The sequence below is a fragment of the Bradyrhizobium lablabi genome (genome assembly GCF_018131005.1).
Taxonomy (GTDB): domain Bacteria; phylum Pseudomonadota; class Alphaproteobacteria; order Rhizobiales; family Xanthobacteraceae; genus Bradyrhizobium; species Bradyrhizobium lablabi_D.
On record NZ_JAFCJK010000002.1, the window covers coordinates 296,582 to 316,366 of the forward strand.

Annotated in this window: 24 protein-coding genes; 12 read left to right on the forward strand and 12 right to left on the reverse strand. The window is 63.4% G+C overall.

The window, feature by feature from the left end; all coding sequences use genetic code 11:
• Window positions 1–196: 196 nt before the first annotated feature.
• The 4 genes from JQ553_RS06395 (at window position 197) to JQ553_RS06410 (ending at window position 2,342) form a co-directional block, all read left to right on the forward strand.
• Window positions 197–934 carry an AzlC family ABC transporter permease gene (locus tag JQ553_RS06395; RefSeq protein ID WP_212499063.1) on the forward strand — a complete coding sequence of 246 codons (738 nt, stop codon included), beginning with the start codon at window positions 197–199 and terminating at the stop codon, window positions 932–934.
• Window positions 931–1,275, forward strand: a complete 345-nt coding sequence (locus tag JQ553_RS06400; protein ID WP_212499064.1) for an AzlD domain-containing protein — start codon at window positions 931–933, stop codon at window positions 1,273–1,275. The genes JQ553_RS06395 and JQ553_RS06400 overlap by 4 nt, the downstream gene beginning before the upstream one ends.
• A gap of 63 nt (window positions 1,276–1,338) precedes the next feature.
• A complete protein-coding gene (tsaA, locus tag JQ553_RS06405; RefSeq protein ID WP_212499065.1) occupies window positions 1,339–1,830 on the forward strand; it encodes a tRNA (N6-threonylcarbamoyladenosine(37)-N6)-methyltransferase TrmO in 492 nt (163 codons plus the stop codon).
• 89 nt (window positions 1,831–1,919) lie between these two features.
• Complete coding sequence (locus JQ553_RS06410) at window positions 1,920–2,342, forward strand: hypothetical protein (protein WP_212499066.1); 423 nt, start codon at window positions 1,920–1,922, stop codon at window positions 2,340–2,342.
• Window positions 2,343–2,359: 17 nt separating this feature from the next.
• Here JQ553_RS06410 and JQ553_RS06415 read toward each other — a convergent pair whose 3' ends face one another.
• The 4 genes from JQ553_RS06415 to JQ553_RS06430 form a co-directional block, all read right to left on the reverse strand.
• Window positions 2,360–2,782 carry an HIT family protein gene (locus tag JQ553_RS06415; RefSeq protein WP_212499067.1) on the reverse strand — a complete coding sequence of 141 codons (423 nt, stop codon included), beginning with the start codon at window positions 2,780–2,782 and terminating at the stop codon, window positions 2,360–2,362.
• Window positions 2,783–2,829: 47 nt separating this feature from the next.
• Window positions 2,830–4,077 (reverse strand): GNAT family N-acetyltransferase, encoded by a 1,248-nt coding sequence (locus JQ553_RS06420; protein ID WP_212499068.1) that lies wholly within the window; start codon window positions 4,075–4,077, stop codon window positions 2,830–2,832.
• Window positions 4,078–4,281: 204 nt separating this feature from the next.
• Window positions 4,282–5,034, reverse strand: a complete 753-nt coding sequence (locus JQ553_RS06425) for a glycerophosphodiester phosphodiesterase (protein ID WP_212499069.1) — start codon at window positions 5,032–5,034, stop codon at window positions 4,282–4,284.
• Between the two features lie 7 nt (window positions 5,035–5,041).
• Window positions 5,042–5,509, reverse strand: coding sequence for a RidA family protein (locus tag JQ553_RS06430; RefSeq protein WP_212499070.1), 468 nt, complete (start codon window positions 5,507–5,509; stop codon window positions 5,042–5,044).
• Window positions 5,510–5,754: 245 nt separating this feature from the next.
• Between JQ553_RS06430 and JQ553_RS06435 the strand changes: the two genes are divergently transcribed.
• Complete coding sequence (locus JQ553_RS06435) at window positions 5,755–6,621, forward strand: cell envelope integrity EipB family protein (protein ID WP_212499071.1); 867 nt, start codon at window positions 5,755–5,757, stop codon at window positions 6,619–6,621.
• 162 nt (window positions 6,622–6,783) lie between these two features.
• Entirely contained in the window at window positions 6,784–7,185 is a 402-nt protein-coding gene (locus JQ553_RS06440) for a RidA family protein (RefSeq protein WP_212499072.1), read from the forward strand.
• A gap of 107 nt (window positions 7,186–7,292) precedes the next feature.
• On the opposite strand, the gene JQ553_RS06445 is transcribed toward JQ553_RS06440, so the two are convergent.
• The gene (locus JQ553_RS06445) at window positions 7,293–8,591 is read right to left on the reverse strand and encodes a DNA polymerase IV (protein ID WP_409363037.1); all 1,299 of its coding nucleotides are present in this window, start codon (window positions 8,589–8,591) and stop codon (window positions 7,293–7,295) included.
• Complete coding sequence (locus JQ553_RS06450) at window positions 8,588–8,887, reverse strand: DUF3572 domain-containing protein (protein ID WP_212499674.1); 300 nt, start codon at window positions 8,885–8,887, stop codon at window positions 8,588–8,590. The genes JQ553_RS06445 and JQ553_RS06450 overlap by 4 nt, the downstream gene beginning before the upstream one ends.
• A 231-nt stretch (window positions 8,888–9,118) precedes the next feature.
• On the opposite strand from JQ553_RS06450, the gene JQ553_RS06455 reads away from it, so the two are divergent.
• The 3 genes from JQ553_RS06455 (at window position 9,119) to JQ553_RS06465 (ending at window position 11,430) form a co-directional block, all read left to right on the forward strand.
• Window positions 9,119–9,484, forward strand: a complete 366-nt coding sequence (locus tag JQ553_RS06455; RefSeq protein WP_212499073.1) for a response regulator — start codon at window positions 9,119–9,121, stop codon at window positions 9,482–9,484.
• Between the two features lie 17 nt (window positions 9,485–9,501).
• Window positions 9,502–10,875, forward strand: coding sequence for a PleD family two-component system response regulator (locus JQ553_RS06460; RefSeq protein ID WP_212499074.1), 1,374 nt, complete (start codon window positions 9,502–9,504; stop codon window positions 10,873–10,875).
• A gap of 198 nt (window positions 10,876–11,073) precedes the next feature.
• On the forward strand, window positions 11,074–11,430 hold the full coding sequence (locus JQ553_RS06465; protein WP_212499075.1) for a hypothetical protein: 357 nt from the start codon (window positions 11,074–11,076) through the stop codon (window positions 11,428–11,430).
• 325 nt (window positions 11,431–11,755) lie between these two features.
• Here the strand turns inward: JQ553_RS06465 and bluB are convergent, their stop codons facing one another.
• Together bluB and JQ553_RS06475 are read right to left on the reverse strand one after the other, a co-directional pair.
• Complete coding sequence (gene bluB / locus JQ553_RS06470) at window positions 11,756–12,406, reverse strand: 5,6-dimethylbenzimidazole synthase (protein ID WP_212499675.1); 651 nt, start codon at window positions 12,404–12,406, stop codon at window positions 11,756–11,758.
• Between the two features lie 98 nt (window positions 12,407–12,504).
• Entirely contained in the window at window positions 12,505–13,125 is a 621-nt protein-coding gene (locus JQ553_RS06475; RefSeq protein WP_212499076.1) for a TetR/AcrR family transcriptional regulator, read from the reverse strand.
• Between the two features lie 135 nt (window positions 13,126–13,260).
• Between JQ553_RS06475 and JQ553_RS06480 the strand changes: the two genes are divergently transcribed.
• The 3 genes from JQ553_RS06480 (at window position 13,261) to JQ553_RS34860 (ending at window position 16,646) form a co-directional block, all read left to right on the forward strand.
• Entirely contained in the window at window positions 13,261–14,493 is a 1,233-nt protein-coding gene (locus JQ553_RS06480; protein WP_212499077.1) for an MFS transporter, read from the forward strand.
• A gap of 548 nt (window positions 14,494–15,041) precedes the next feature.
• Entirely contained in the window at window positions 15,042–16,433 is a 1,392-nt protein-coding gene (locus tag JQ553_RS06485) for an ammonium transporter (RefSeq protein WP_212499078.1), read from the forward strand.
• An 81-nt stretch (window positions 16,434–16,514) separates the two neighbouring features.
• Window positions 16,515–16,646, forward strand: a complete 132-nt coding sequence (locus JQ553_RS34860; protein WP_283817227.1) for a hypothetical protein — start codon at window positions 16,515–16,517, stop codon at window positions 16,644–16,646.
• Here the strand turns inward: JQ553_RS34860 and JQ553_RS06490 are convergent.
• The 4 genes from JQ553_RS06490 to JQ553_RS06505 all read right to left on the reverse strand — a co-directional run bounded on the left by JQ553_RS06490 (window position 16,643) and on the right by JQ553_RS06505 (window position 19,750).
• Complete coding sequence (locus tag JQ553_RS06490) at window positions 16,643–17,173, reverse strand: hypothetical protein (protein WP_212499079.1); 531 nt, start codon at window positions 17,171–17,173, stop codon at window positions 16,643–16,645. The two genes, JQ553_RS34860 and JQ553_RS06490, sit on opposite strands and share 4 nt — an antisense overlap.
• Before the next feature lie 109 nt (window positions 17,174–17,282).
• Window positions 17,283–17,450 carry a 50S ribosomal protein L33 gene (rpmG, locus tag JQ553_RS06495; RefSeq protein ID WP_212499080.1) on the reverse strand — a complete coding sequence of 56 codons (168 nt, stop codon included), beginning with the start codon at window positions 17,448–17,450 and terminating at the stop codon, window positions 17,283–17,285.
• Window positions 17,451–17,575: 125 nt separating this feature from the next.
• Complete coding sequence (locus tag JQ553_RS06500) at window positions 17,576–18,901, reverse strand: LLM class flavin-dependent oxidoreductase (protein WP_212499081.1); 1,326 nt, start codon at window positions 18,899–18,901, stop codon at window positions 17,576–17,578.
• A 111-nt stretch (window positions 18,902–19,012) separates the two neighbouring features.
• The gene (locus tag JQ553_RS06505) at window positions 19,013–19,750 is read right to left on the reverse strand and encodes an NUDIX hydrolase (protein ID WP_212499082.1); all 738 of its coding nucleotides are present in this window, start codon (window positions 19,748–19,750) and stop codon (window positions 19,013–19,015) included.
• Window positions 19,751–19,785: the final 35 nt, after the last annotated feature.

The window sequence follows — 19,785 nt, forward strand, 5'->3', positions numbered from 1 at the left end:
CGACGAGGCAATCCATCGATCCGCATGTGCAAAAGCATGGATTGCTTCCGCCTTCCAAGGCTACGGCGGACACGTCGCTTCGCTTCCAATGACGGCGGGGCATTGCCACGACATAGCCGCCCTGTGCGCCGCCTCGCTTGACCGCGCGTTCCGGCAGCCCTATTCCGCCACCGTCCAAACCCACTCCGACACCCCCGTGGCGCTTCCTCCGCTCGATTCCCCGCAATGGCAGACGTCGTTCCGCGCCTTCCTGTGGGGGGCACGATCGGTCGGCTCGACGGTGCTGACGCTGGTGCTGTTCGCGACCTATCTCGGCATCGGGGCGCTGGCGCATGATTCCGGCTTCTCGCTCGGCTGGACGCTCGCCAGCACCGCGTTCGTCTGGGCGGGGCCAGCGCAGATCATCGTGATCACGACGCTCGGCTCCGGTGCGACCATCGTGCAATCGGCGATCGCGGTCACAGTCAGCGCTGTCAGGCTGTTTCCCATGGTCGTTTCCGTTCTGCCGATGATGCGCACGGACGAGACCAAGCGGCGGCATCTCATTCTGGTCGCGCATCTCACCGCGGTGACGCTGTGGGTCGAATGCTTCCGCTTTCTGCCGCAGGTGCCGCGCAACCGGCGGATCGCCTTCATCCACGGCCTCGGCTGCGGGCTGGTCTGCGTCTGCCTGATCGCGAATACGATCGGATATGCGCTCGCAGCCAATCTCTCGCAGCTCCTGGGAGCGGGAATCCTGATGCTGACGCCGCTGGCCTTCCTGTTCTCGACCGCGCGCAACTGCCGGGAACTCGCCGACGTCATCGCGCTGGTGCTCGGGCTCCTGCTGTTTCCGGTGGCCGCGCTCCTGAACAGCGGTGTCGATATTCTGGTCAGCGGTATCGCGGCTGGCACCATCGCCTATGGTGTCCACCGGGCGAGGGCCGTGGCATGAGCAGCTTCATCGGCGACTGGCACGCGCTCGCGGTTCTGTTCGTCGCCGGCGTTATCCCCAACCAGATATGGCGGATGCTCGGCCTGTGGTTCGGCGGCGGGATCGACGAGGGTTCGGAGCTGCTGGTCTGGGTGAGGGCGGTCGCGACCGCGATCCTCGCCGGCGTCATCGCGCAGATCGTGGTGCAGCCGCCGGGTGCGCTCGCGAGCGTGCCGGACTGGCTGCGCTATGGCGCCGTGGTGGCGGGCTTTGCGGTGTTCATGCTGTCGCGGAAGTCCATCTTTGCCGGCGTGATCGCGGGCGAAATCGTCATACTCGCGGGCAAATACTGGATCGGCTGATTGCAGCGACCGCGCGATCGGGTAGTGTTGCCGTTCAGACATCTGATATCGGCGGACTGACACATGGTACGCGAAAGTGAACTCCGCGAGGGCGAGGTCGCCGTCGACATGCCCTCGGCGCGCGACGCTGGCCTCGTCTTCATCGGCCGGATCCGCACGCCCTGGACCTCGCGGCTGGCTACGCCGCGGCAGGGACGGCATGATGGGCCGGTGTGCCGGCTCGAGATCTTCGAGCCCTGGGTCGCCGCGATCAAGGGCGTCGATTTCTACAGCACTCTCGAGGTGATCTACTGGTTGCACCAGTCGCGCCGCGACATCGTGCTGCAAAGCCCGAAGAACAACGGCAACACCCGCGGCACTTTCTCGCTGCGCTCGCCGGTGCGCCCCAATCCGATCGGGACTTCGACCGTCAAGCTGGTCGGTGTCGAGGGCAACGTCATTCTCGTGCGCGGCCTCGACTGCCTCGACGAGACGCCGCTGCTCGACGTCAAGCCCGACCGCTGCGAATTCACACCGCTGGCCCCGCCGCAGCCGGGCGATTTCGAGACGGAGTGAGACTCGTGGCCCGGATTGCGTTGCGCTCTATCCAGCTACGTTGTGTTCCATTGTAGCGTCGGAATTTAGCAGGCGAACAGGTTCGTTCCTTGGCTATAAATGAAGTAAACCCAACCCTGCTGCGATTTGTATTGCAGCGATCCCATCCGGACACCGGTGTCGAGGACGGCGTCTTCAGCGCCGCGTATGAGCTTCGCGATCGAACTCAAGTGTCGGTCCAGGAGCGCGAACAGCTGGAAAATCTCCTGTCATGGTTCCGGAAAAATCTGGCAATACCCGAACGTTTCAACCGCACAAAGTCGAAGGGTTACTATCGCAGGAAAACAGCCGGTGTGTCGTGGCTCAAGCCCACGGCAACCGAGCACATTGAGAAGATGCGTGCGTTGGCCTCCGTGTTAGAGAACAACGGATACGGCGTTACTCAGATAACGACGGACAGACCGGGCTACATTATCTTCGAGGACCTCCATCAAGTGATCGCGGAACCGTTTCGCGAAAACAAGCCGCGTTGAAGTGTGGTCGGCGCGGCCTATTTCAAGGCCGCGATCAACTTGGTCGCATTGTCTTCCAGCACCTTGACGTCTTCCTTGCGGCTGGCGGGCGGCAAGAGCGCGACGCCGTCGAAGCGCGGCATCACGTGCATGTGCAGGTGGAACACGACCTGGCCGCCGGCGGGCTCGTTGAACTGCTGCACGGTGATCCCATCGGCGTCGAACGCTTTCATCGCGGCACCCGCGATCCTGTGCGCGGCGCGGGCGACATGGGCGTAGTCATCCGGCTTGATGTCGAGGATGTTGCGGGCAGCGGCCTTTGGAATGACCAGCGTATGCCCCTGCGAACGCGGCATGATGTCGAGGAAGGCGAGGACATGCTCGTTCTCGTAGACCTTGTGGCAGGGAAATTCGCCGCGCAAAATCTTAGCGAAGGGGTTTTGCTGGTCATAGGCAGGCATGTCGGCTCGGCTCCTCGGATCAAGTCCTGGAATGGGTAGCAGAAAGCTCAGGCTTCGTCGCCCGTCTTGCGGAACGGGCCGGCTTCGCTGAGTTCGCGGCCGACCTCGGCGACATAGGCGCGCTCGCGCTTGAGATAGTCGTCGATCGCTCGGCGCAACGCGGGATCGGCGATGAAATGCGCCGAATAAGTGGTCTGCGGCTGGTATCCGCGCGCGAGCTTGTGTTCGCCTTGCGCACCCGCTTCCACCACCTTCAGCCCGCGCTGGATGGCGAAATCGATCGCCTGGTAGTAGCAGACCTCGAAATGCAGGAACGGGTGGTGTTCGATCGCGCCCCAGTTGCGGCCGAACAGCGTGTCCGAGCCGATAAAATTGATCGCGCCCGCGATCCAGCGCCCTTTGCGTCTGGCCATGACAAGCAGCACGTCACGGCTCATGCTCTCGCCGATCAGCGAGAAGAATTTTCGTGTCAGATAAGGCCGGCCCCATTTGCGCGACCCGGTCTCCATGTAGAACTCGAAGAACGCATCCCATGCGTCTTCGGTGATGTCGCTGCCGGTGAGCCAATGGATTGTGATGCCGGCGGCGAGCGCTTCGCGGCGCTCGCGTTTGATCGCCTTGCGATGGCGCGAGTTCAGCGTGGCGAGGAAGTCGTCGAAGGTCTTGTAGCCCTCATTGTGCCAGTGGAACTGCTGGTCGGTCCGCTGCAGGAAGCCGTGCGCGCCGAGAAAATTTGCTTCCGCCTCGCGGGCGAAAGTCACGTGCACGGACGAGGCATCGGTGGCGTTGCAGAGCGCCCTGAGGCCGCGCGCCAGCGCTGAGCCGATCCGGCCGTGGTCGAGACCGTTGCGGATCAGCAGGCGCGGTCCGGTCGCGGGCGTGAAGGGAACGGAGACCTGCAGCTTCGGATAATAGCTGCCGCCGGCGCGGTGATAGGCCTCGGCCCAGCCGCGGTCGAACACATATTCGCCCTGTGAGTGGGACTTCAGGTAGCAGGGCACGACGCCGACAATTCTGTCGTCAATTTTTGCCACGAGATGCCGCGCCCCCCAGCCGGTCCGTGGGCAGGCTGAGCCGGAAGCTTCCACGGCGGCGAGAAAGGCATGGGATACGAAGGGGTTATAGCTCGACCTTGAAGCCGTCGGGCAGTTGCTTGCGGGATCGGGTGAGGCCAGCGTGTCGAGCTGTTCCAGGCTCGCGGGATCTGATGCCGGATTGGCACACGAGTCCCACTCGGCGGCCGGAATGCCGCCGATATCAGAAACAGCTTCGAGGGTGATTTCGGATGACGCCATCGAAAATTGAGACCGGTCCCAACTCGATCATGATGCGACTATCGCATCATGATCTCAGCCCTTTCTTTGTTTGAGCATGATCTCTTCGGAAAACCGGCTTCCACTTTTCCGGATCATGCTCCTGCGATCAGCCATCGCGCGTGGCGACCAACCGTTGCCAAGATCGTGCATCGCAGCGACGACTTCAAGGTTGACGGCGGCATGTCAGCTTCCCGGAACGAACCCCTCGAAAATGATCTGGTCGGCGTGACGCGCGGCGCGCTCGCGCTGTTCCGCCGTCCGCACGGTCCAGGCGAGCAACGGGCAGCCGAACACCTTACGGGCGATCCACGGCGCGGGCGCAGGCAGCTGGTCGACCCAGAATGCGACGAAATGCGGCTCGGTCCGAAACCCGTGACGTAAGTAAAGCATGCTGTCGCGCTGGGCCGGCGTCAGCTTCTTCCAGTAACCATCGTCATAATTGCGCTGGGCAACGATGCCGCGCGGCAGTTTCGGCATGATTTCGCGCAGCGCCAGCACCTGATCGGGGTCGAAGGACATGCCGACCACCGGGCCGGAATAAGAGGACAGCACCTCGGCCATCCGCCGAACCAGCTTGCGGTCACCGTTGAAATGGCTCTTTACCTCGACCACCAGCGGAACGCGGCCGCCGACGAGCGCGCAGAGGTCGCCGAGCGTCATCATCGGCTCGGACGTGTCCTTGAACTTCACCGCCTTCAACTCGGCCGCGGTCTTGCCCAGCAAGGCGCCCGAACCCTCGGTGAGGCGGCCGAGCGCATCGTCGTGATGCACCATCGCCTCGCCGTCGGCGGTAAGTTGGATGTCACATTCTATGGCGAAATTGCCGGCGACCGCGGCCTGCGCCGCAGCCGGCATGTTCTCGATGACGCCGCAGGCGGCATCGTGCAGGCCGCGATGGGCGACCGGCCGCCTGGTCAGCCAATCAGGTGCGCGCATCGCCGGTTCACGAGACTTCGAACAGGCCCTCGACTTCGACCGCCGCGTCCGCAGGCAGCGAGGCGACGCCGACGGTGGTACGGGCGTGACGGCCCTTGTCGCCGAAGGCTGCGACCATCAGGTCGGAAGCGCCGTTCAGCACCTTCGGCCCGTCGAGGAAATCTGGCGCGGAATTGATGAAGCCGCCGAGGCGCACGACGCGCACGACCTTGTCGAGATCGCCGAGCGCGGCCTTGATTTGCGCAAGCAGGTTGATGGCACAGCCGCGCGCTGCCGCGGTGCCTTGCTCGATGGTTACGCCGGCGCCGAGCTTGCCCTTGGCGATCAGCTTGCCCTCGGCGTTGAAGCAAACCTGGCCGGATACGAACAGCAGGTTTCCGGTGCGGACAAAGCCTACATAATTTGCGACCGGGGAGGCGGGCTCGTGCAGCGTGATGCCCTGTGCCGCCAGCTTCTGTTCGACTGTACCCGCCATGTTCTCATCCCTGGTTGAATTTATCTGAAATTTGGAAACGCGCTCAGGCGGGGCATTGTTTCGCGCATCGCGCCGCCGGTTGCAAGCGAAGGAACTCCTGACCAACCGTCGGAAATCGCAGGGATAGCCGCCGCAAGGCGGGCATGGCCGGATCCGTCCGTTACCTTTTTGTGAGACTCGCCCCAGTTGCGGCGCAATAGCGCCGTCACTATTGTGACGAATCGCCGTAGGGTTGAGGAAAGAACATGGTCTTGCCGTTCCGGCTTCCGTTGCGCGCCGTGGTTTTGTCGATTGCGGTTGCCGCTGGGGGCGAATTTGCCGGCTCGCCAGCCGTTGCTGCCGCGGGCGGGCCGTTTCTCTCGCATCAGGCGCTCTACGAGCTCAGCCTCGTCAAGTCGCGCGGCGGCAATGCGATCAGCAATGCGCGCGGGCGCATCCTCTACAACTTCTCCGGCAACACCTGCGAGGGCTATACGTCAGAATTCCGCCAAGTGTCCGAGCTCGACAGCGGCGAGGGCAAGGTGACGCTGTCAGACCTGCGCTCATCCTCCTGGGAGGACGCTGCCGGCAAGACCTACCGTTTCAAGATCGACGCCCGCATGAATGACAGCGATTCCGCACCGGTCGACGGGATTGCCGAGCGGGTCGGCGACCACATCACAGTCAAGCTGAAAGAGCCGGTCAACAAGACCTTCGATCTCGACGGCCAGATCGTGTTTCCAACCGAGCAGATTCAGCACATCATCGCCGCTGCCCGCGAAGGCAAGTCGGTGCTCGAGCTGACGGTCTATGATGGTTCCGATAATGGCGAGAAGGTGTACAACACGCTTTCGGTCATCGGCCAGCCGATCCCGGGCGACCGCGCAACCGCGTCGCCTGATCCGTCCACCGCAAGCGAGGCCATGAAATCGATGACGCGCTGGCCGGTGACGGTGAGCTACTACGACCGCGATGCCACGGCCAAGGACGGCGAGCAGACGCCAGTCTACGCGATGTCGTTCGAACTCTACGAGAACGGCGTTTCGCGCGCGCTGGTGCTTGATTACAACGACTTCGTCATCTCGGGCGCGATGGGCAAATTCGACGTCAAGGACAGCAAGCCCTGCAAGTGAGGCTGCGCTGAGGCATGTATTGCTTCGCGGAGCCTGCCATCCGGCGGCGCTTCGCGCCGACCGGGTAGCTCGTAATGACGGAAGCATCGTGTGTGACCGGTCTGGTCGAGAGTGCCGGACCCGGATAGGCTTCGCTGCAATCACGCGTCAGGGAGGCATAACATGAGCAAGCTGGAACATCTTCGCCCAAGCGGCCTTCACCATAATCCGGCATACTCCCACGTCGTAGTCGCCTCCGGCGCACGCACGATCTTTATCGCGGGACAAGTGTCCACCGACGAGGAGGGACGCGTGGTCGGCGTCGGTGATCTGGCGGCGCAGACGACGCAGGTGATGCACAATATCGGCCTGGCGCTGAAGGCCGCCGGCGCGAGCTACGCCAACATCGTCAAGATCACCACCTTCGTCGTCGGCTACAGGCCGGAGCTTCGTCCCGTCATCGGCAAGGCGCGCTCGGCGTTCTTCGAGGGCATGGAACCGCCAGCGAGCACGCTTGTCGGTGTATCCGCGCTTGCCGCACCTGAATGGCTGATCGAGATCGAGGCGGTGGCGGTCGCCGATTGAAGTCTGCTCGTCGCCGCACGGGGCGAGACGCAGCGACACTCTCCAAGGCTTCGGCGGGCAAGTCGCTCCGCGCGCAATGATGGAGTGTGCGCTCGCCGCCGCCGTGGCTACTCATCCGCCTGCTTCGCCGGCCCTTCATAGGCAATGCCTCTGATGACGGCGGCGTTGCCGAACCTCTTGCGCAGGCCGTCCATCGCACGCTCGGCATCGGCGGAGCGGCGGTCGAGCATGTCGGCATCGTTGGCCTGCGTGCCCGGCCGCAGCGCGCTGACGCCGGTGCCCATCAGGCGGAAAGCGGTGCCGTCGATTTCCCTGGCCAGCATCTCGCGCGATACCGCAAAAATCTTCGCCGCGAGTTGGGTCGGCGTCTGGATCGATTGCGAGCGGGTGCGTTGGCGAAAATCCGCCGTCTTCAACTTCAGCGTGATGGTGCAGCCCGAAAGGTCGCTGGTCTTCAGCCGTGCCGAGACCTTCTCCGACAGCCTCCAGAGCAGCTTCTCCAGCGTCGCGAAATCTCGGATGTCGTTCTCGAAGGTCGTCTCGCTCGAGATTGTCTTGGCGCCACGATCGGGCACGACGCGGCGGTCGTCGATGCCCCGCGCCAACTGCCACAGCCGGCGGCCCTCGCCGGAGAGCTGCTTCATCAGCTCGTTTTCATCGGCGCGCTGCAGGTCGGCAATGGTGCGGAAGCCGCGTTGTGCGAGCTTCTCCTGCGTCGCGGGCCCGACGCCGTAGATGAAGCCGACCGGCTTGTCCGCGAGCATCTCGCGGGCCTCGTCCTGGTCCAGTGCGGCAAAGCCTCGCGGCTTGTCGAGATCGGAGGCGATCTTGGCAAGGAACTTGTTGGAGGAGAGCCCGACCGACACCGTGATTCCGATCTCGCGTTCGACATCGCGCGCGAACCTGGCCAGTACCTTCGCCGGGATCATGCCGTGGACGCGCTGCGTGCCGGACAGGTCGAGGAAGGCCTCGTCGATCGACAGCGGCTCGACGAGCGGCGTCAGCGCCTGCATGGCGTGACGCACCTCGCGTCCGACCCGGACATATTTTGCCATGTCGGGGCGGATCACGGTCGCGTTCGGGCAGAGCGCGAGCGCCTTGAACATCGGCATCGCCGAGCAGACGCCATAGGTGCGGGCAATGTAGCAGGCGGCCGACACGACGCCGCGCTTGCCGCCGCCGATAATCACCGGCCGGTCGGCGATGTCGGGATTGTCGCGCTTTTCGACGGTTGCGTAGAACGCGTCGCAGTCGATATGCGCCAGCGCCAGCGCGGGGAGGGTGCGGTGGCGGACCAGCCGGGGCGAACCGCAATGACCGCATCGCTTCGCCCTGAAATCGAGGTCGCCGAGACAGTCCCGGCAGATCCCGAGCGGGCCGCCTGACGCTGGCGCCGCCGTCGTCACGGCACGTCGCGCTCCCAGTTCCGCTCACCCAGCACCTGATGGGCCGCAGCGATGTTGGTCGGATGCAGTTCCGAGGCGCTGGCAAAGGCCTTCACCATGGCATCATCGCGCATGACGAAATCGAGCACGCTCGCAAGGAATTGAGGATCGGAAGCCGCGCTCCGCAGCGTCTCGGGCCCGATTCCCGTCTCGGCCAGGAACAGACCCAGCCGCTCGGGATCGCCGGCAATGAAGCTCAGTGCCTGAATCGCAACGATTTCAGCAACTTCCCGAGGGTTGTGAACAGGCTTTTTCAACGCGCCAGTTTGCCTTTCCGTTAACTTATGATCTCTATTGAGACGCCCATCATGCCCGAGTCTTCCACGTGTGTTCAAGCAAACGGAAACCACGCTTTCGCAAGTTGGCGTTCGGGTTTAACGGGTTAAGAGCGATTCTGGCGCTAGTTTGAATTCACATTTCGACGCGCCCCAAGCGTGGTGCCCGATGCACCGCTGCCGGGCCCGTCTCCTGGATTTAGGAGGGACGGGATGGCCAAAACCGTCCTGATCGTGGAGGACAACGAGCTCAACATGAAGCTCTTTCGCGATCTGTTGGAAGCGCATGGCTATCAGACCTCGGGCACCAGTAACGGTTTTGAGGCGCTCGACATCGTCCGCAAGCTGCGTCCCGACCTCATCCTGATGGATATTCAGTTGCCGCAGGTTTCCGGCCTCGAGGTTACGCGCTGGATCAAGGACGATCCGGACCTGCGCGCCATACCGGTGGTCGCGGTCACGGCCTTCGCCATGAAGGGCGACGAGGAGCGCATCCGCGAAGGCGGCTGCGAGGCCTATTTGTCAAAGCCCATTTCGGTCGGAAAATTTATTGAAACTGTCCGACGTTTTATCGGGTAGTAGGGAGTGCAGTTCCGATGTCCGCGCGTATCCTTGTCGTCGATGACGTTCCGGCGAACGTCAAGCTCCTGGAAGCTCGACTGTCGGCCGAATATTTCGACGTGCTGACCGCTTCCAACGGCGCCGAGGCACTGGAGATCTGCGCGCGTGCCGAATGCGACATCATCCTGCTCGACGTGATGATGCCCGATATGGACGGCTTCGAGGTCTGCCGCCGCCTGAAGTCCAATCCGGTCACCCATTTCATTCCCGTCGTCATCGTCACCGCGCTGGACAGCCCCGCCGACCGCGTCCGCGGCCTCGAAGCGGGCGCCGATGATTTCCTGACCAAGCCGGTGTCCGACGTCGTGCTGATCGCGCGGGTACGGTCGCTGACGCGGCTGAAGATGATGACCGACGAGCTGCGCATGCGCGCCATTACTTCGCTCGAGATCGGGATGCAGGCGCCCGAGCGCAGCGCAATCGCCGACAAGGGCGTGGGCGGGCGCGTCCTCCTGGTCGACGACCGGCCGTCGTCCTATGAGAAGCTCGCGCCGATCCTCTCCGCCGAACACACCGTCGACGTCGAGACCAATCCTTCAGAAGCCTTGTTCCACGCCGCCGAGGGCGATTACGACCTGATGATCGTCTCGCTCGGCCTCGACAATTACGACGGCCTGCGGCTATGCAGCCAGGCGCGCTCGCTCGAACGCACGCGGCAATTGCCGATCCTCGCCATCTCGGACGCCGACAACAACACGCGCCTGATGCGCGGGCTCGAGATCGGCGTCAACGACTATCTGCTGCGCCCGGTCGACAAGAACGAATTGCTGGCGCGCGCCCGCACCCAGATCCGCCGCCGCCGCTACACCGACCATCTGCGCGACAATGTGCAGAACTCGATCGAGATGGCGATCACTGATGCGCTGACGGGCTTGCACAATCGCCGCTACATGGAGAGCCATCTTGCGACGCTCGCCGAGCAGGCCTCGGCGCGCGGCAAGCCGCTTGCGCTGATGATCCTCGACATCGACTACTTCAAGTCGATCAACGACACCTATGGTCATGACGCCGGCGATGACGTGCTGCGCGAGTTCGCTGTCCGCATCCGCAAGTCGATCCGCGGCATCGATCTCGCCTGTCGCTACGGCGGCGAGGAGTTCGTCATCGTGATGCCGGAGACCGATCTCCACGTCGCCGGCATGGTCGCCGAGCGGCTACGCCGCTCGATCGCCGGCGAGGCCTTCGCCGTCAACAAGGGCGCGAGACGGATCGATGTGACGATCTCGATCGGCCTGGCCACGCTGGAGCGCAAGGGGGAATCAGTCGCCGACGTGCTCAAGCGCGCCGACACCGCGCTCTATCGCGCCAAGCACGACGGCCGCAATCGCGTGGTCTCGGCCGCGGCGTAGGCCGTTTACCCATAAACCTGGTGGCGTGATGTGACGATGCCATATCCGCCTTGCTCACAAAGCGGCCGAGGTCGCACGGCGGCGTAATGCGTCGCGGACGGCCATGTCCGGATCGACGCGGAGGTTTGATCTAGATCAATGCTGCGGCTTCTCGCGAGAGGGTGGATCGGTAGGGGACTTTTTGCAATGGAGCGAGCCATGACAAACCTAAAAGTTCTTGGCGCAATCGTGATTGCGGCATCCGCGCTGTCCAGCTCTGCTGCGCTGGCGCAGGCGGCCCTTTCCAATCCTGACGCATGCCAAGCTGAATTCGCCAGCTGCACGGGTCTTGGAACCGGGAGTACGCCCACCGGCGGCTATCGGCGAACGGCGTATGGCCGGCCGGCGGCGGTTGCCGCGGGCGCTACAGTCGGCGGCTGGGGCAATTCTTACGCCATGTCCGGCGATATGGCCTGGCGCGGCAGCTGGAATGCGTATGCGGCCCGCAACGGCATCGTCTGCAGGCCCGGCACCTATTTCAAGGGTGCTGACGGTCTCCAGCATCCCTGCCAATAGGTAATTGATGCTAACTCAGGCGGCGAGCCAAAGCGCCGCCTGAGTCACGGCGGACTGCTGTTTCGCCGAAGTTTTCAGTCCACGTCAGGCACCACGACTGGATGGGGGTGCGGCCTCCGGATCGAGGTCCCGCACCATCGCCAATGCTTCGACGTGCCGCCCCGAAGGCGCGCGATGCTTGGAGGCCACGACCCAAAGCGGCCAGCGTCTCCCATTTCCAAGTGCAGACCTTTGTCAGCGCTGTGCGATTGGCTCGCTCAGCGGGGTTGCCCTCGCCTGGTGAAACAAGACGGACTGCGGTGCGTCGCCGACAGGCCAGAAACCATCATCGGCAAAACACAAACTCCTGCGGTGACCGACGATGTTCCCAGCCGGCTCGCTCCAATTCCGGAATGTCTTCATCGTCCATTGGATAGCCGATGCAAAAGTATCCGATGAAGCGCCAGTCTTTGGGAACATCCAGAATCCTGGCGATGACGACAGGATCGAGGATCGACACCCATCCCATTCCGACGCCTTCAGCTCTGGCTACCAGCCACATTGAAAAGATCGCGGTCACGACGGAATAATCCGCCATCTCGGGCATCGTCCGCCGACCGAGGCCGTGTCCGACAGTGGTCGAGCGGTCGGCGAATACGGCCAGATGACAAGGCGCCTCGCGCAGTCCGGCCAGCTTCAAGCGGGCATACCGGGTCGCCAGCCCGCCGTCATAGTCTGCGAGGGCATCGGCGTTGCAGGACTCGAAATTGGCGATCGCCGCCTCGCGACGGCCGACATCCTCGACAAGTACAAAGCGCCAGGGCTGACTGAGGCCAACCGACGGCGCCAGACAGGCGACTTCGATCAATCTCTCGACCATGCCCGGCGGAAGGGGCTCAGAACGAAAGCGGCGCACGTCGCGGCGCCAGGCAAGTAATTCGAGCAAGCCCGCGCGAAAGGTGCTGTCGAAATTGGGTGCGTCCGGTTTTTGGTTCATGCTGGCCCTCGCTTGTGCTTCGACAGCTCCGGCGGGAGAGGGGACCTCCGCTCTCCTCGCGACCCGACCTGGTTTCGTTCGAAAGACGCGCTTGTGTTTCAACTGGCGTCAGGTTGGCGTATCTTCGCCGCTTCCCGTGGCTTGTCCGGGATGCTTTTGTCGATGTTTACACCGGCATGCGCCAGCAGCACGATCGCGGCTTGCCTGGCCGCACGGGCCATCGCGGGATCGTCGCGCACCAGATCCTGTGCGATCGAACCGTCGACCAGTAACACAAGTTGCGTCGCAAGCCCCTCGGCATCGGCGACGCCGAGTTCTCGCAACAGATCGCGAAACCAGGCGCGGCGGCTCTCCTTGAACGCAATAGCGATCTTCCGGACCGAACGGTCCTCCGGCCCGAGCTCAGCCACCGCGTTCACGAACGGGCAGCCGCGAAAATCCTTGCTCGCAAAACGCCGCTCCAGCGAATCGAAGGTGGCGAGGATCTGCTCGGCCGGCGGCTTGTCGGAGGCGCGCGGCTGTACGAAGCGGCGTTCGAGATAGGCCGCGATCAGCGCGTCCTTCGATGGGAAATGATTGTAGAGCGTGCGTTTGCTGATGCCGATCTTGGCCGCAATCGTGTCGACGCCAATCGCGCGAATACCCTGCATGTAGAACAGCTTGTCGGCGGTCTCGAGGATCCGCTCTTTCATGGTCTGTTTGGGGGGCGGGGATGCCATGCAGCAGCCGTGGATCCTCATAGCTTGACACTGAGCCGCAAGCATAGACTAGTTACACAGGTCTGTGTAATCAAAACAGCGGGAATCGCAGGCCGCGGTGATCATGCCGCGTACCCGAACGGGAGAACAAGAAGCATGCCCCTGTTACAGGTCCTGCGTCCTACGCTTCCCATTCTGATCGGCGCCTCCATCATGCTCACGCTGAGCATGGGGCTGCGGCAGAGCCTCGGCATCTTCCTGCAGCCGCTGACGCACGACATCCGCATCTCGGTCTCGGACTTCACGCTGGCGCTGGCCGTGCAGAATCTCGCCTGGGGCTTTCTCCAGCCGTTGGCTGGCGCGCTGACGGTCCGCTACGGCTTCCGCCCGATCATGGTGGTCGGTTCGTTGATGTACATTGCCGGTCTGGCGCTGATGGCGACCGCGCAGGGGCTCGTCAGCGTCATGGTCGGCGGCGGCGTGCTGATCGGCACCTCGCTCGCCTGCACCGCCGCAGCGATTGCGATGTCTATCGCGGCGCGCGCGGTGCCTGAGACCGTCCGCTCGACCGTGCTCGGCATCGTCTCCGGCGCCGGCTCGCTCGGGGCGCTGCTGTCGGCGCCGATCGGGCAGATGCTCAACGAAGGTTTTGGCTGGCGCATCGGGCTCGCCGGCTTCGTCGCGCTATCGGTAGCGATGATTCCTGCGGCCTGGTATGCCGGTCGCGTCGACAGGATTCCGCTGCCGAAACAGGCCTCCGACGATATCGACGACGCGACTGCGGTGACGGCCGCGAAGACCGCGTTCGGCAATGCCTCCTTTGTGGTGATGACCTGCGCCTATCTCGTCTGCGGCATGCAGCTCGTGTTCCTCACCACGCATCTGCCGTCGTATCTTGCGATCTGCGGCCTCGATCCGATGCTGAGCGCGCAGACGCTCGGCATGATCGGCGGCTTCAACGTACTGGGTTCGCTGTTCTTCGGCTGGGCCGGTCAACGCTGGAACAAGCTCGCGCTGCTTGGCGCGATCTACATCCTGCGTTCGTTGGCGCTTGCCTGGTACTTCATGCTGCCCGCTACTCCCGCTTCCACGCTGCTGTTCGGCGCGATCATGGGCTTCCTCTGGATGGGCGTCGGTCCTCTGGTCGCGGGCGCGGTGGCCGAAATGTTCGGGCTGCGCTGGCAGGCGATGATCCAGGGCCTTGCCTTCATGAGCCACCAGATCGGCAGCTTCCTCGGCGCCTATGGAGGAGGGGTGCTCTACGACGCGCTCGGCTCCTACACCATGGCCTGGCGCATCGGTGTGGCGTTCGGCCTTGCCGGCGGCATCATCCAGGTGGCGTTCGCGCTGATCCGCCCGTCGCAGCCGCCCATCTTGAAGACCGCGTAGAGCAAGATCGCGTAGAGCCGAACGGCTCCGACTGTTGACGGACCGCTGCCGAAGCAAGTGGCAGCGGTCGATCTCTGCCTATTTATTGACTTGGAATCTGCCGAAAAGGTGAGCAGCCGGCGACCATTTCTTTGTAAGACCCCTATTAAATGAAGATTTTCCAAGAGGTTACGATAGCGCCATCGCTGGCACGAATCTTGATTGAGTTTGATTAAGAAATGGAAGCCGGAACCGTTACTGAGGTTCCGACCTGGCGACAATGGGGAAGGCTGGCCAGCGATGAGGCTAGTCGCGCCGATCTCCCAGCCAAACCGAGCCCGACGACCTTGCTGCGCCGCCGAGCAACGGGCGTCTTGTGCCTCACGTCAGGCCTTCATCCTGTTGCGATCTGCGAGCGCGCAGGCCCCATACATCGCGGCGCTTCGAGAAATTCCGAGAACTGGACGGCGGGGCAACGCCGCGGCGTTCGCGCGCGAGCGAGCCGTTACGCGTGTGCGCGGCAAGAGGCGGCTCCGAACACCGGCATCTCATGCGACGGGAGGAAGGCGATGGAGTTAGGGACATACACGCGTCAAAGACTCGTGAGACTCGCGGTTATTCTCTCGGGGGTGGCCGTCCTGTGGCTTGCGTTCGGCGATTTTGCGCTCGCCGAGGATGCGGCACCGCCGCCCTGCGGCGGCAAGGTTCTCGAGAAGTGCACGCCGAACTCTGGCGACACCGCGTGGATGCTCACATCGGTGGCGCTCGTCCTGATGATGACGATCCCCGGCCTCGGCCTGTTCTACGGCGGCATGGTGCGCAAGAAGAATGTCGGCGACACCGTGATGACCAGCTTTGCCGTCACCTGCCTGGTCACGATTTTGTTCGCCGTGCTGACCTACAGCCTGGCGTTTCGCGCCGGCACGCCGTTGATCGGTGGCCTGGACCGCATGTTTCTCAAGGACATCCTGAGCGATATCGGCAAGGGAGGAATCGGCAATCCGAACCCGCTTGCCGCAACCATTCCGGAGACGGTGTACATCTGTTTCCAGATGACATTCGCCATCATCACGCCCGCGCTCATTGCCGGCGCGTTCGCCGAGCGGATGAAATTCTCGGCGATGCTCTGGTTCATCGGCCTGTGGGCAATCTTCGTCTACGCGCCGATCGCGCACTGGGTCTGGGGACCTGACGGAATCTTCGCTGCCGGCAACGACGCAGCGTGGGTGAAGGTGCTCGACTTTGCTGGCGGCACCGTGGTGCATATCAACGCCGGCGTGGCCGGGCTGATGTGCGCCATCATGCTCGGCAAGCGCGTCGAGACGGGGCCGGCCCACAACATGGTGCTGACCTTCATCGGCGCCTCGCTGCTGTGGGTTGGCTGGTTCGGCTTCAATGCCGGTTCCGCGGTCACCGCAGGCATGCAGGCCGGAATGGCGATGCTGGTGACGCAGATTGCCACTGCCGTTGCCGCCTTCACCTGGATGCTGGTGGAATGGGCGCTCAAGGGTAAGCCGACCGTCGTCGGCATCTGCTCGGGTGCGGTCGCAGGTCTTGTTGCGATCACGCCGGCCTCGGGCTTTGTCGGCCCGATCGGTGCGTTTGCCATCGGCATCGGCGCCGGCGTCTTCTGCTACTGGGGATGCACCGGCTTGAAGCGCATGTTCAGCTACGACGACGCGCTCGATTGCTTCGGTGTGCACGCAATTGGCGGCATCGTCGGCGCGCTGCTGACCGGCGTCTTTGCGGTCGAGCAGTACGGGGGAACACCGGGCCTTCTTGAGGGAAATCCCGCTCAGTTCGTGAACCAGTGCATCGGGGTCGCGACCGTGTTCGTCTATGACGCTGTCGTCAGCTTGATCATTCTGTTCGTGGTCAAGATATTCGTCGGCCTCCGCGTGGCGCAGGATGCGGAGCGCGATGGGCTCGACCTCGCGCTGCATGGCGAGGTGGTACACTAGGACGAAGCGGGGCGGCATCCCGCAGGGCCGGCGATCGCTGCCGGTCCTGCGGGGCAAGACTGTTCGCAACGAGGTCATCGAATGAACTGGTTCTATTGGAACACGGCGTGGTCGCTGTTTTTCAGCCTCGTTTGGTTCATGACCATCACGCACAATCCTGATGCCGAGATCGCGGACAGGCATGTGCGCGACGAGGCGTTTGGCGGCGGCTAGCTCCGATAGTAGCGCCACATCCTGAGGAACGTCCGATGAATCTCATCGGGCGTCCGGTCGAATGGCTCAAGGTTGACCCGCACGACGCCGCGGTGGTCCATCTGCCACGGCAGGCGCATCATCAGGCGATAGGCGGGCCGCTTGCGCCAGTCGGCAACGAGCGCGCTGCCGATCGGCGCGTTGAGCGCGATCTGGAGCTCATGGACGGTCATCGCGCGCTCGGCGATCTGGACGAGATCGATACGCTCGACCGCGCGCCACCGGATCAATCCGAACGCCTGGATGAAGATGCCATACTGATTGGCGCCGATGGTCGGACGTCCGGTCTCGAGCAGGGGAATGTTGTAGTAGGTGAAGCCTGCCGCTGCCACTGCGAGCGCCAACCAGTAAAGGGCGCATGTGACCCATGTGGCCGTGAGGAAGATCGCCGCCAGCGCGGCCGTGACATAGACAGGAAAGTAGATGTCCTCGCGGCCATACGCGACCGAGTACCCACCGACGTTACCTTCCTGCGAGGTCGCGATCATGTAAACCCTACGCCCGGGCCCGTCCGGGAGGCAGAAGGGGTGACGCTCGGCCACAAAGCAAAAACGGGGCCGCAAAGGCCCCGTCTGACGACGTCAGGGTCCAGCAATCTTACTTGATCTTGGCTTCCTTGAATTCGACGTGCTTGCGCGCGACCGGGTCGTACTTCTTCTTGACCAGCTTGTCGGTCATGGTGCGCGAATTCTTCTTGGCAACGTAGTAGTAGCCGGTGTCGGCGGTCGACACGAGCTTGACCTTGATGGTGACCGCTTTGGCCATGTGCAAACCTCGGAAATGCAGGGATATCAGGAACCGGCCAAATCGGCCCGCGTTGGCGGGGAAACTAGCCAGAAACGGCCGGAAGTCAAGATTTTCCGGCCGGAGAGCGGTTCCTTTCCTGGCAACTAGGCCCCAAAGAAGCGGTTTTCCGGCCGCGGCAGGTCCAGATTCTCCCGCAGCGTCCTGCCTTCGTACTCTTTCCGGAAAATCCCGCGTTTCTGCAGTTCCGGGACGACCTTGTCGACGAAGTCGAACAGCCCCTGCGGCAAATAGGGGAACATGATGTTGAAGCCGTCGCTGCCACGGCTCGTCAGCCATTCCTCCATCTGGTCGGCGATGGTCGCGGGCGTGCCGACAAAGGCGAGGCCGCCATAGCCGCCGACGCGTTGGGCGAGCTGGCGCACGGTGAGCTTGTCGCGCGCGGCGACATCGACAATGCGCTGCCGGCCGCTCTTGCTCGCGTTGGTCTCGGGGATCGGCGGCAACTGCCCATCGGGATCGAAGCCGGAGGCGTCGGTGCCGAGGATCACCGAGAGCGAGGCGATCGCGCTGTCATAATGCACGCAGCTGTCGAGCAGCGCGCGCTTTTCCTTGGCTTCCTCGACGCTGTCGCCAACCACGACGAAGGCGCCGGGCAGGATCTTCAGATGGTCGGGGTCGCGGCCGAGCTTTTCCATTCGGCCCTTGATGTCGGCATAGAGCCTTTGCCCGTCGGCCAGGCTGCCGCCGCCGGTGAACACCGCCTCCGCGGTTTCGGCCGCAAGCTGCCTTCCGTCGTCCGATGCGCCGGCCTGCACGATGACAGGCCAGCCCTGTACCGGACGGGCGATGTTCAGCGGACCGCGCGCCGAGAGATATTTGCCCTTGTGATTGAGCACGTGCATCTTCGAGGGCTCGAAGAACAACCCGGATTCGACGTCGCGCACGAAGGCGTCGTCGGCGAAGGAATCCCACAAGCCAGTCACGACGTCGTAGAACTCCCGCGCCCGCCTGTAGCGCTCGGCATGCTCCATGTGATCGTCGAGTCCGAAATTCAGCGCGGCGTCGGGATTGGCCGTGGTGACGATATTCCAGCCGGCGCGGCCACCCGAGATGTGATCGAGCGAGGCAAAGCGGCGGGCGACGTGATAGGGCTCGTCGAAAGTGGTCGAGCCGGTCGCGATCAGGCCGATGTTCTCGGTCACTGCCGACAGTGCCGACAACAGCGTAAAGGGCTCGAACGAGGTGACGGTGTGGCTGCGCTTGAGCGCGTCGATCGGCATGTTCAGCACGGCCAGATGGTCGGCCATGAAGAAGGCGTCGAACTTGCCGGCCTCGAGCTTTTTGATCAGTTGCTTGATATGGGCGAAGTTGAAATTGGCGTCCGGCCAGGCTCCGGGATAGCGCCATGCGCCGGTGTGAATGCTGACCGGACGCATGAACGCGCCGAGCCTGAGTTGACGCTTCGCCATTGACCCGTCCCTTCCGTTGTCGGTAGCCGACTAGATGGGGGGTCCGTCCGCGGCGCGCTATCCGGCGGTGGCAGAAGAATTTTGCAATTTTGGCGACGGCGGGAGGCGGGTCTACGCCCCCAGCACATCCTTCTGCATCTTGCCGCCGTGGAAATGGAAGAAAGGTACGGGCGCGTCATGGCGCAGCGGGCCGGTGGCGAGCCTGCGATCGAGTTCGGCGAGCACGTTCTTGGTCATGGCATGCGCATCCGCGAGCGGCTCCGAGCCGATCTCGACCCACACCAGCTCGACCAGTTCGGCATCGGCATGCACCACGCCTTCGACACGATGCGCGATCGTCGATGCGTCAGCAGTAAAGAAGCGCGTATCGAAACGGCGAACCCGGCCAGGCGGCGTGATCGCGCGCGCGATCAGGAACAGGCCGGACGGATCGGGCAACAGACCTGCATCGGCGAACGGCTTCCACGGACCTTCGAGTTTACCGGCCTGCTCTACCCTGCGGCCGAGGCAGAGACCGGTCTCCTCGCAGGCTTCGCGTATCGCGGCATTGGCGAGGGCGCGGGCGCGGCCCGTCGTGATCTTCGGGCTTCCCTTGAGCAGATTGGCCTCGAGCTCGGGGGTGATCGGAGCGGCGACGGGCACGCGGTTGTCGTCCTTGTCGACCCGGCCGCCGGGGAAGACATATTTGCCCGGCATGAACACCACGTTGTCGTGCCGCTTGCCGACCAGCACTTTCGGCCTCGCGCCGGAGCGGTCGATCAGGATCAGCGTCGCTGCGTCCTTTGGCCGAAAGTAAGGATGATGATCGGCTTCTTTTTCTTCCTTCACGGCAGTTGCGGCTTCGGTCATGCCATCCCCGTTTGGTTTCTTCTTGATCGGGTTTA

Bases quoted from the DNA above. Each gene is read 5' to 3' on its own strand.
- JQ553_RS06475 (WP_212499076.1), bottom strand. From the start codon at position 13,125: ATGGCATCCCCGCCCCCCAAACAGACCATGAAAGAGCGGATCCTCGAG.
- JQ553_RS06500 (WP_212499081.1), bottom strand. From the start codon at position 18,901: ATGGCGAAGCGTCAACTCAGGCTCGGCGCGTTCATGCGTCCGGTCAGC.
- JQ553_RS06505 (WP_212499082.1), bottom strand. From the start codon at position 19,750: ATGACCGAAGCCGCAACTGCCGTGAAGGAAGAAAAAGAAGCCGATCAT.
- JQ553_RS06465 (WP_212499075.1), top strand. From the start codon at position 11,074: ATGACAAACCTAAAAGTTCTTGGCGCAATCGTGATTGCGGCATCCGCG.
- tsaA (WP_212499065.1), top strand. From the start codon at position 1,339: ATGGTACGCGAAAGTGAACTCCGCGAGGGCGAGGTCGCCGTCGACATG.
- JQ553_RS06455 (WP_212499073.1), top strand. From the start codon at position 9,119: ATGGCCAAAACCGTCCTGATCGTGGAGGACAACGAGCTCAACATGAAG.
- JQ553_RS06485 (WP_212499078.1), top strand. From the start codon at position 15,042: ATGGAGTTAGGGACATACACGCGTCAAAGACTCGTGAGACTCGCGGTT.
- rpmG (WP_212499080.1), bottom strand. From the start codon at position 17,450: ATGGCCAAAGCGGTCACCATCAAGGTCAAGCTCGTGTCGACCGCCGAC.
- JQ553_RS06490 (WP_212499079.1), bottom strand. From the start codon at position 17,173: ATGATCGCGACCTCGCAGGAAGGTAACGTCGGTGGGTACTCGGTCGCG.
- JQ553_RS06430 (WP_212499070.1), bottom strand. From the start codon at position 5,509: ATGGCGGGTACAGTCGAACAGAAGCTGGCGGCACAGGGCATCACGCTG.
- JQ553_RS06460 (WP_212499074.1), top strand. From the start codon at position 9,502: ATGTCCGCGCGTATCCTTGTCGTCGATGACGTTCCGGCGAACGTCAAG.
- JQ553_RS06440 (WP_212499072.1), top strand. From the start codon at position 6,784: ATGAGCAAGCTGGAACATCTTCGCCCAAGCGGCCTTCACCATAATCCG.
- JQ553_RS06435 (WP_212499071.1), top strand. From the start codon at position 5,755: ATGGTCTTGCCGTTCCGGCTTCCGTTGCGCGCCGTGGTTTTGTCGATT.
- JQ553_RS06480 (WP_212499077.1), top strand. From the start codon at position 13,261: ATGCCCCTGTTACAGGTCCTGCGTCCTACGCTTCCCATTCTGATCGGC.
- JQ553_RS06425 (WP_212499069.1), bottom strand. From the start codon at position 5,034: ATGCGCGCACCTGATTGGCTGACCAGGCGGCCGGTCGCCCATCGCGGC.
- bluB (WP_212499675.1), bottom strand. From the start codon at position 12,406: ATGAACCAAAAACCGGACGCACCCAATTTCGACAGCACCTTTCGCGCG.
- JQ553_RS34860 (WP_283817227.1), top strand. From the start codon at position 16,515: ATGAACTGGTTCTATTGGAACACGGCGTGGTCGCTGTTTTTCAGCCTC.
- JQ553_RS06400 (WP_212499064.1), top strand. From the start codon at position 931: ATGAGCAGCTTCATCGGCGACTGGCACGCGCTCGCGGTTCTGTTCGTC.
- JQ553_RS06420 (WP_212499068.1), bottom strand. From the start codon at position 4,077: ATGGCGTCATCCGAAATCACCCTCGAAGCTGTTTCTGATATCGGCGGC.
- JQ553_RS06415 (WP_212499067.1), bottom strand. From the start codon at position 2,782: ATGCCTGCCTATGACCAGCAAAACCCCTTCGCTAAGATTTTGCGCGGC.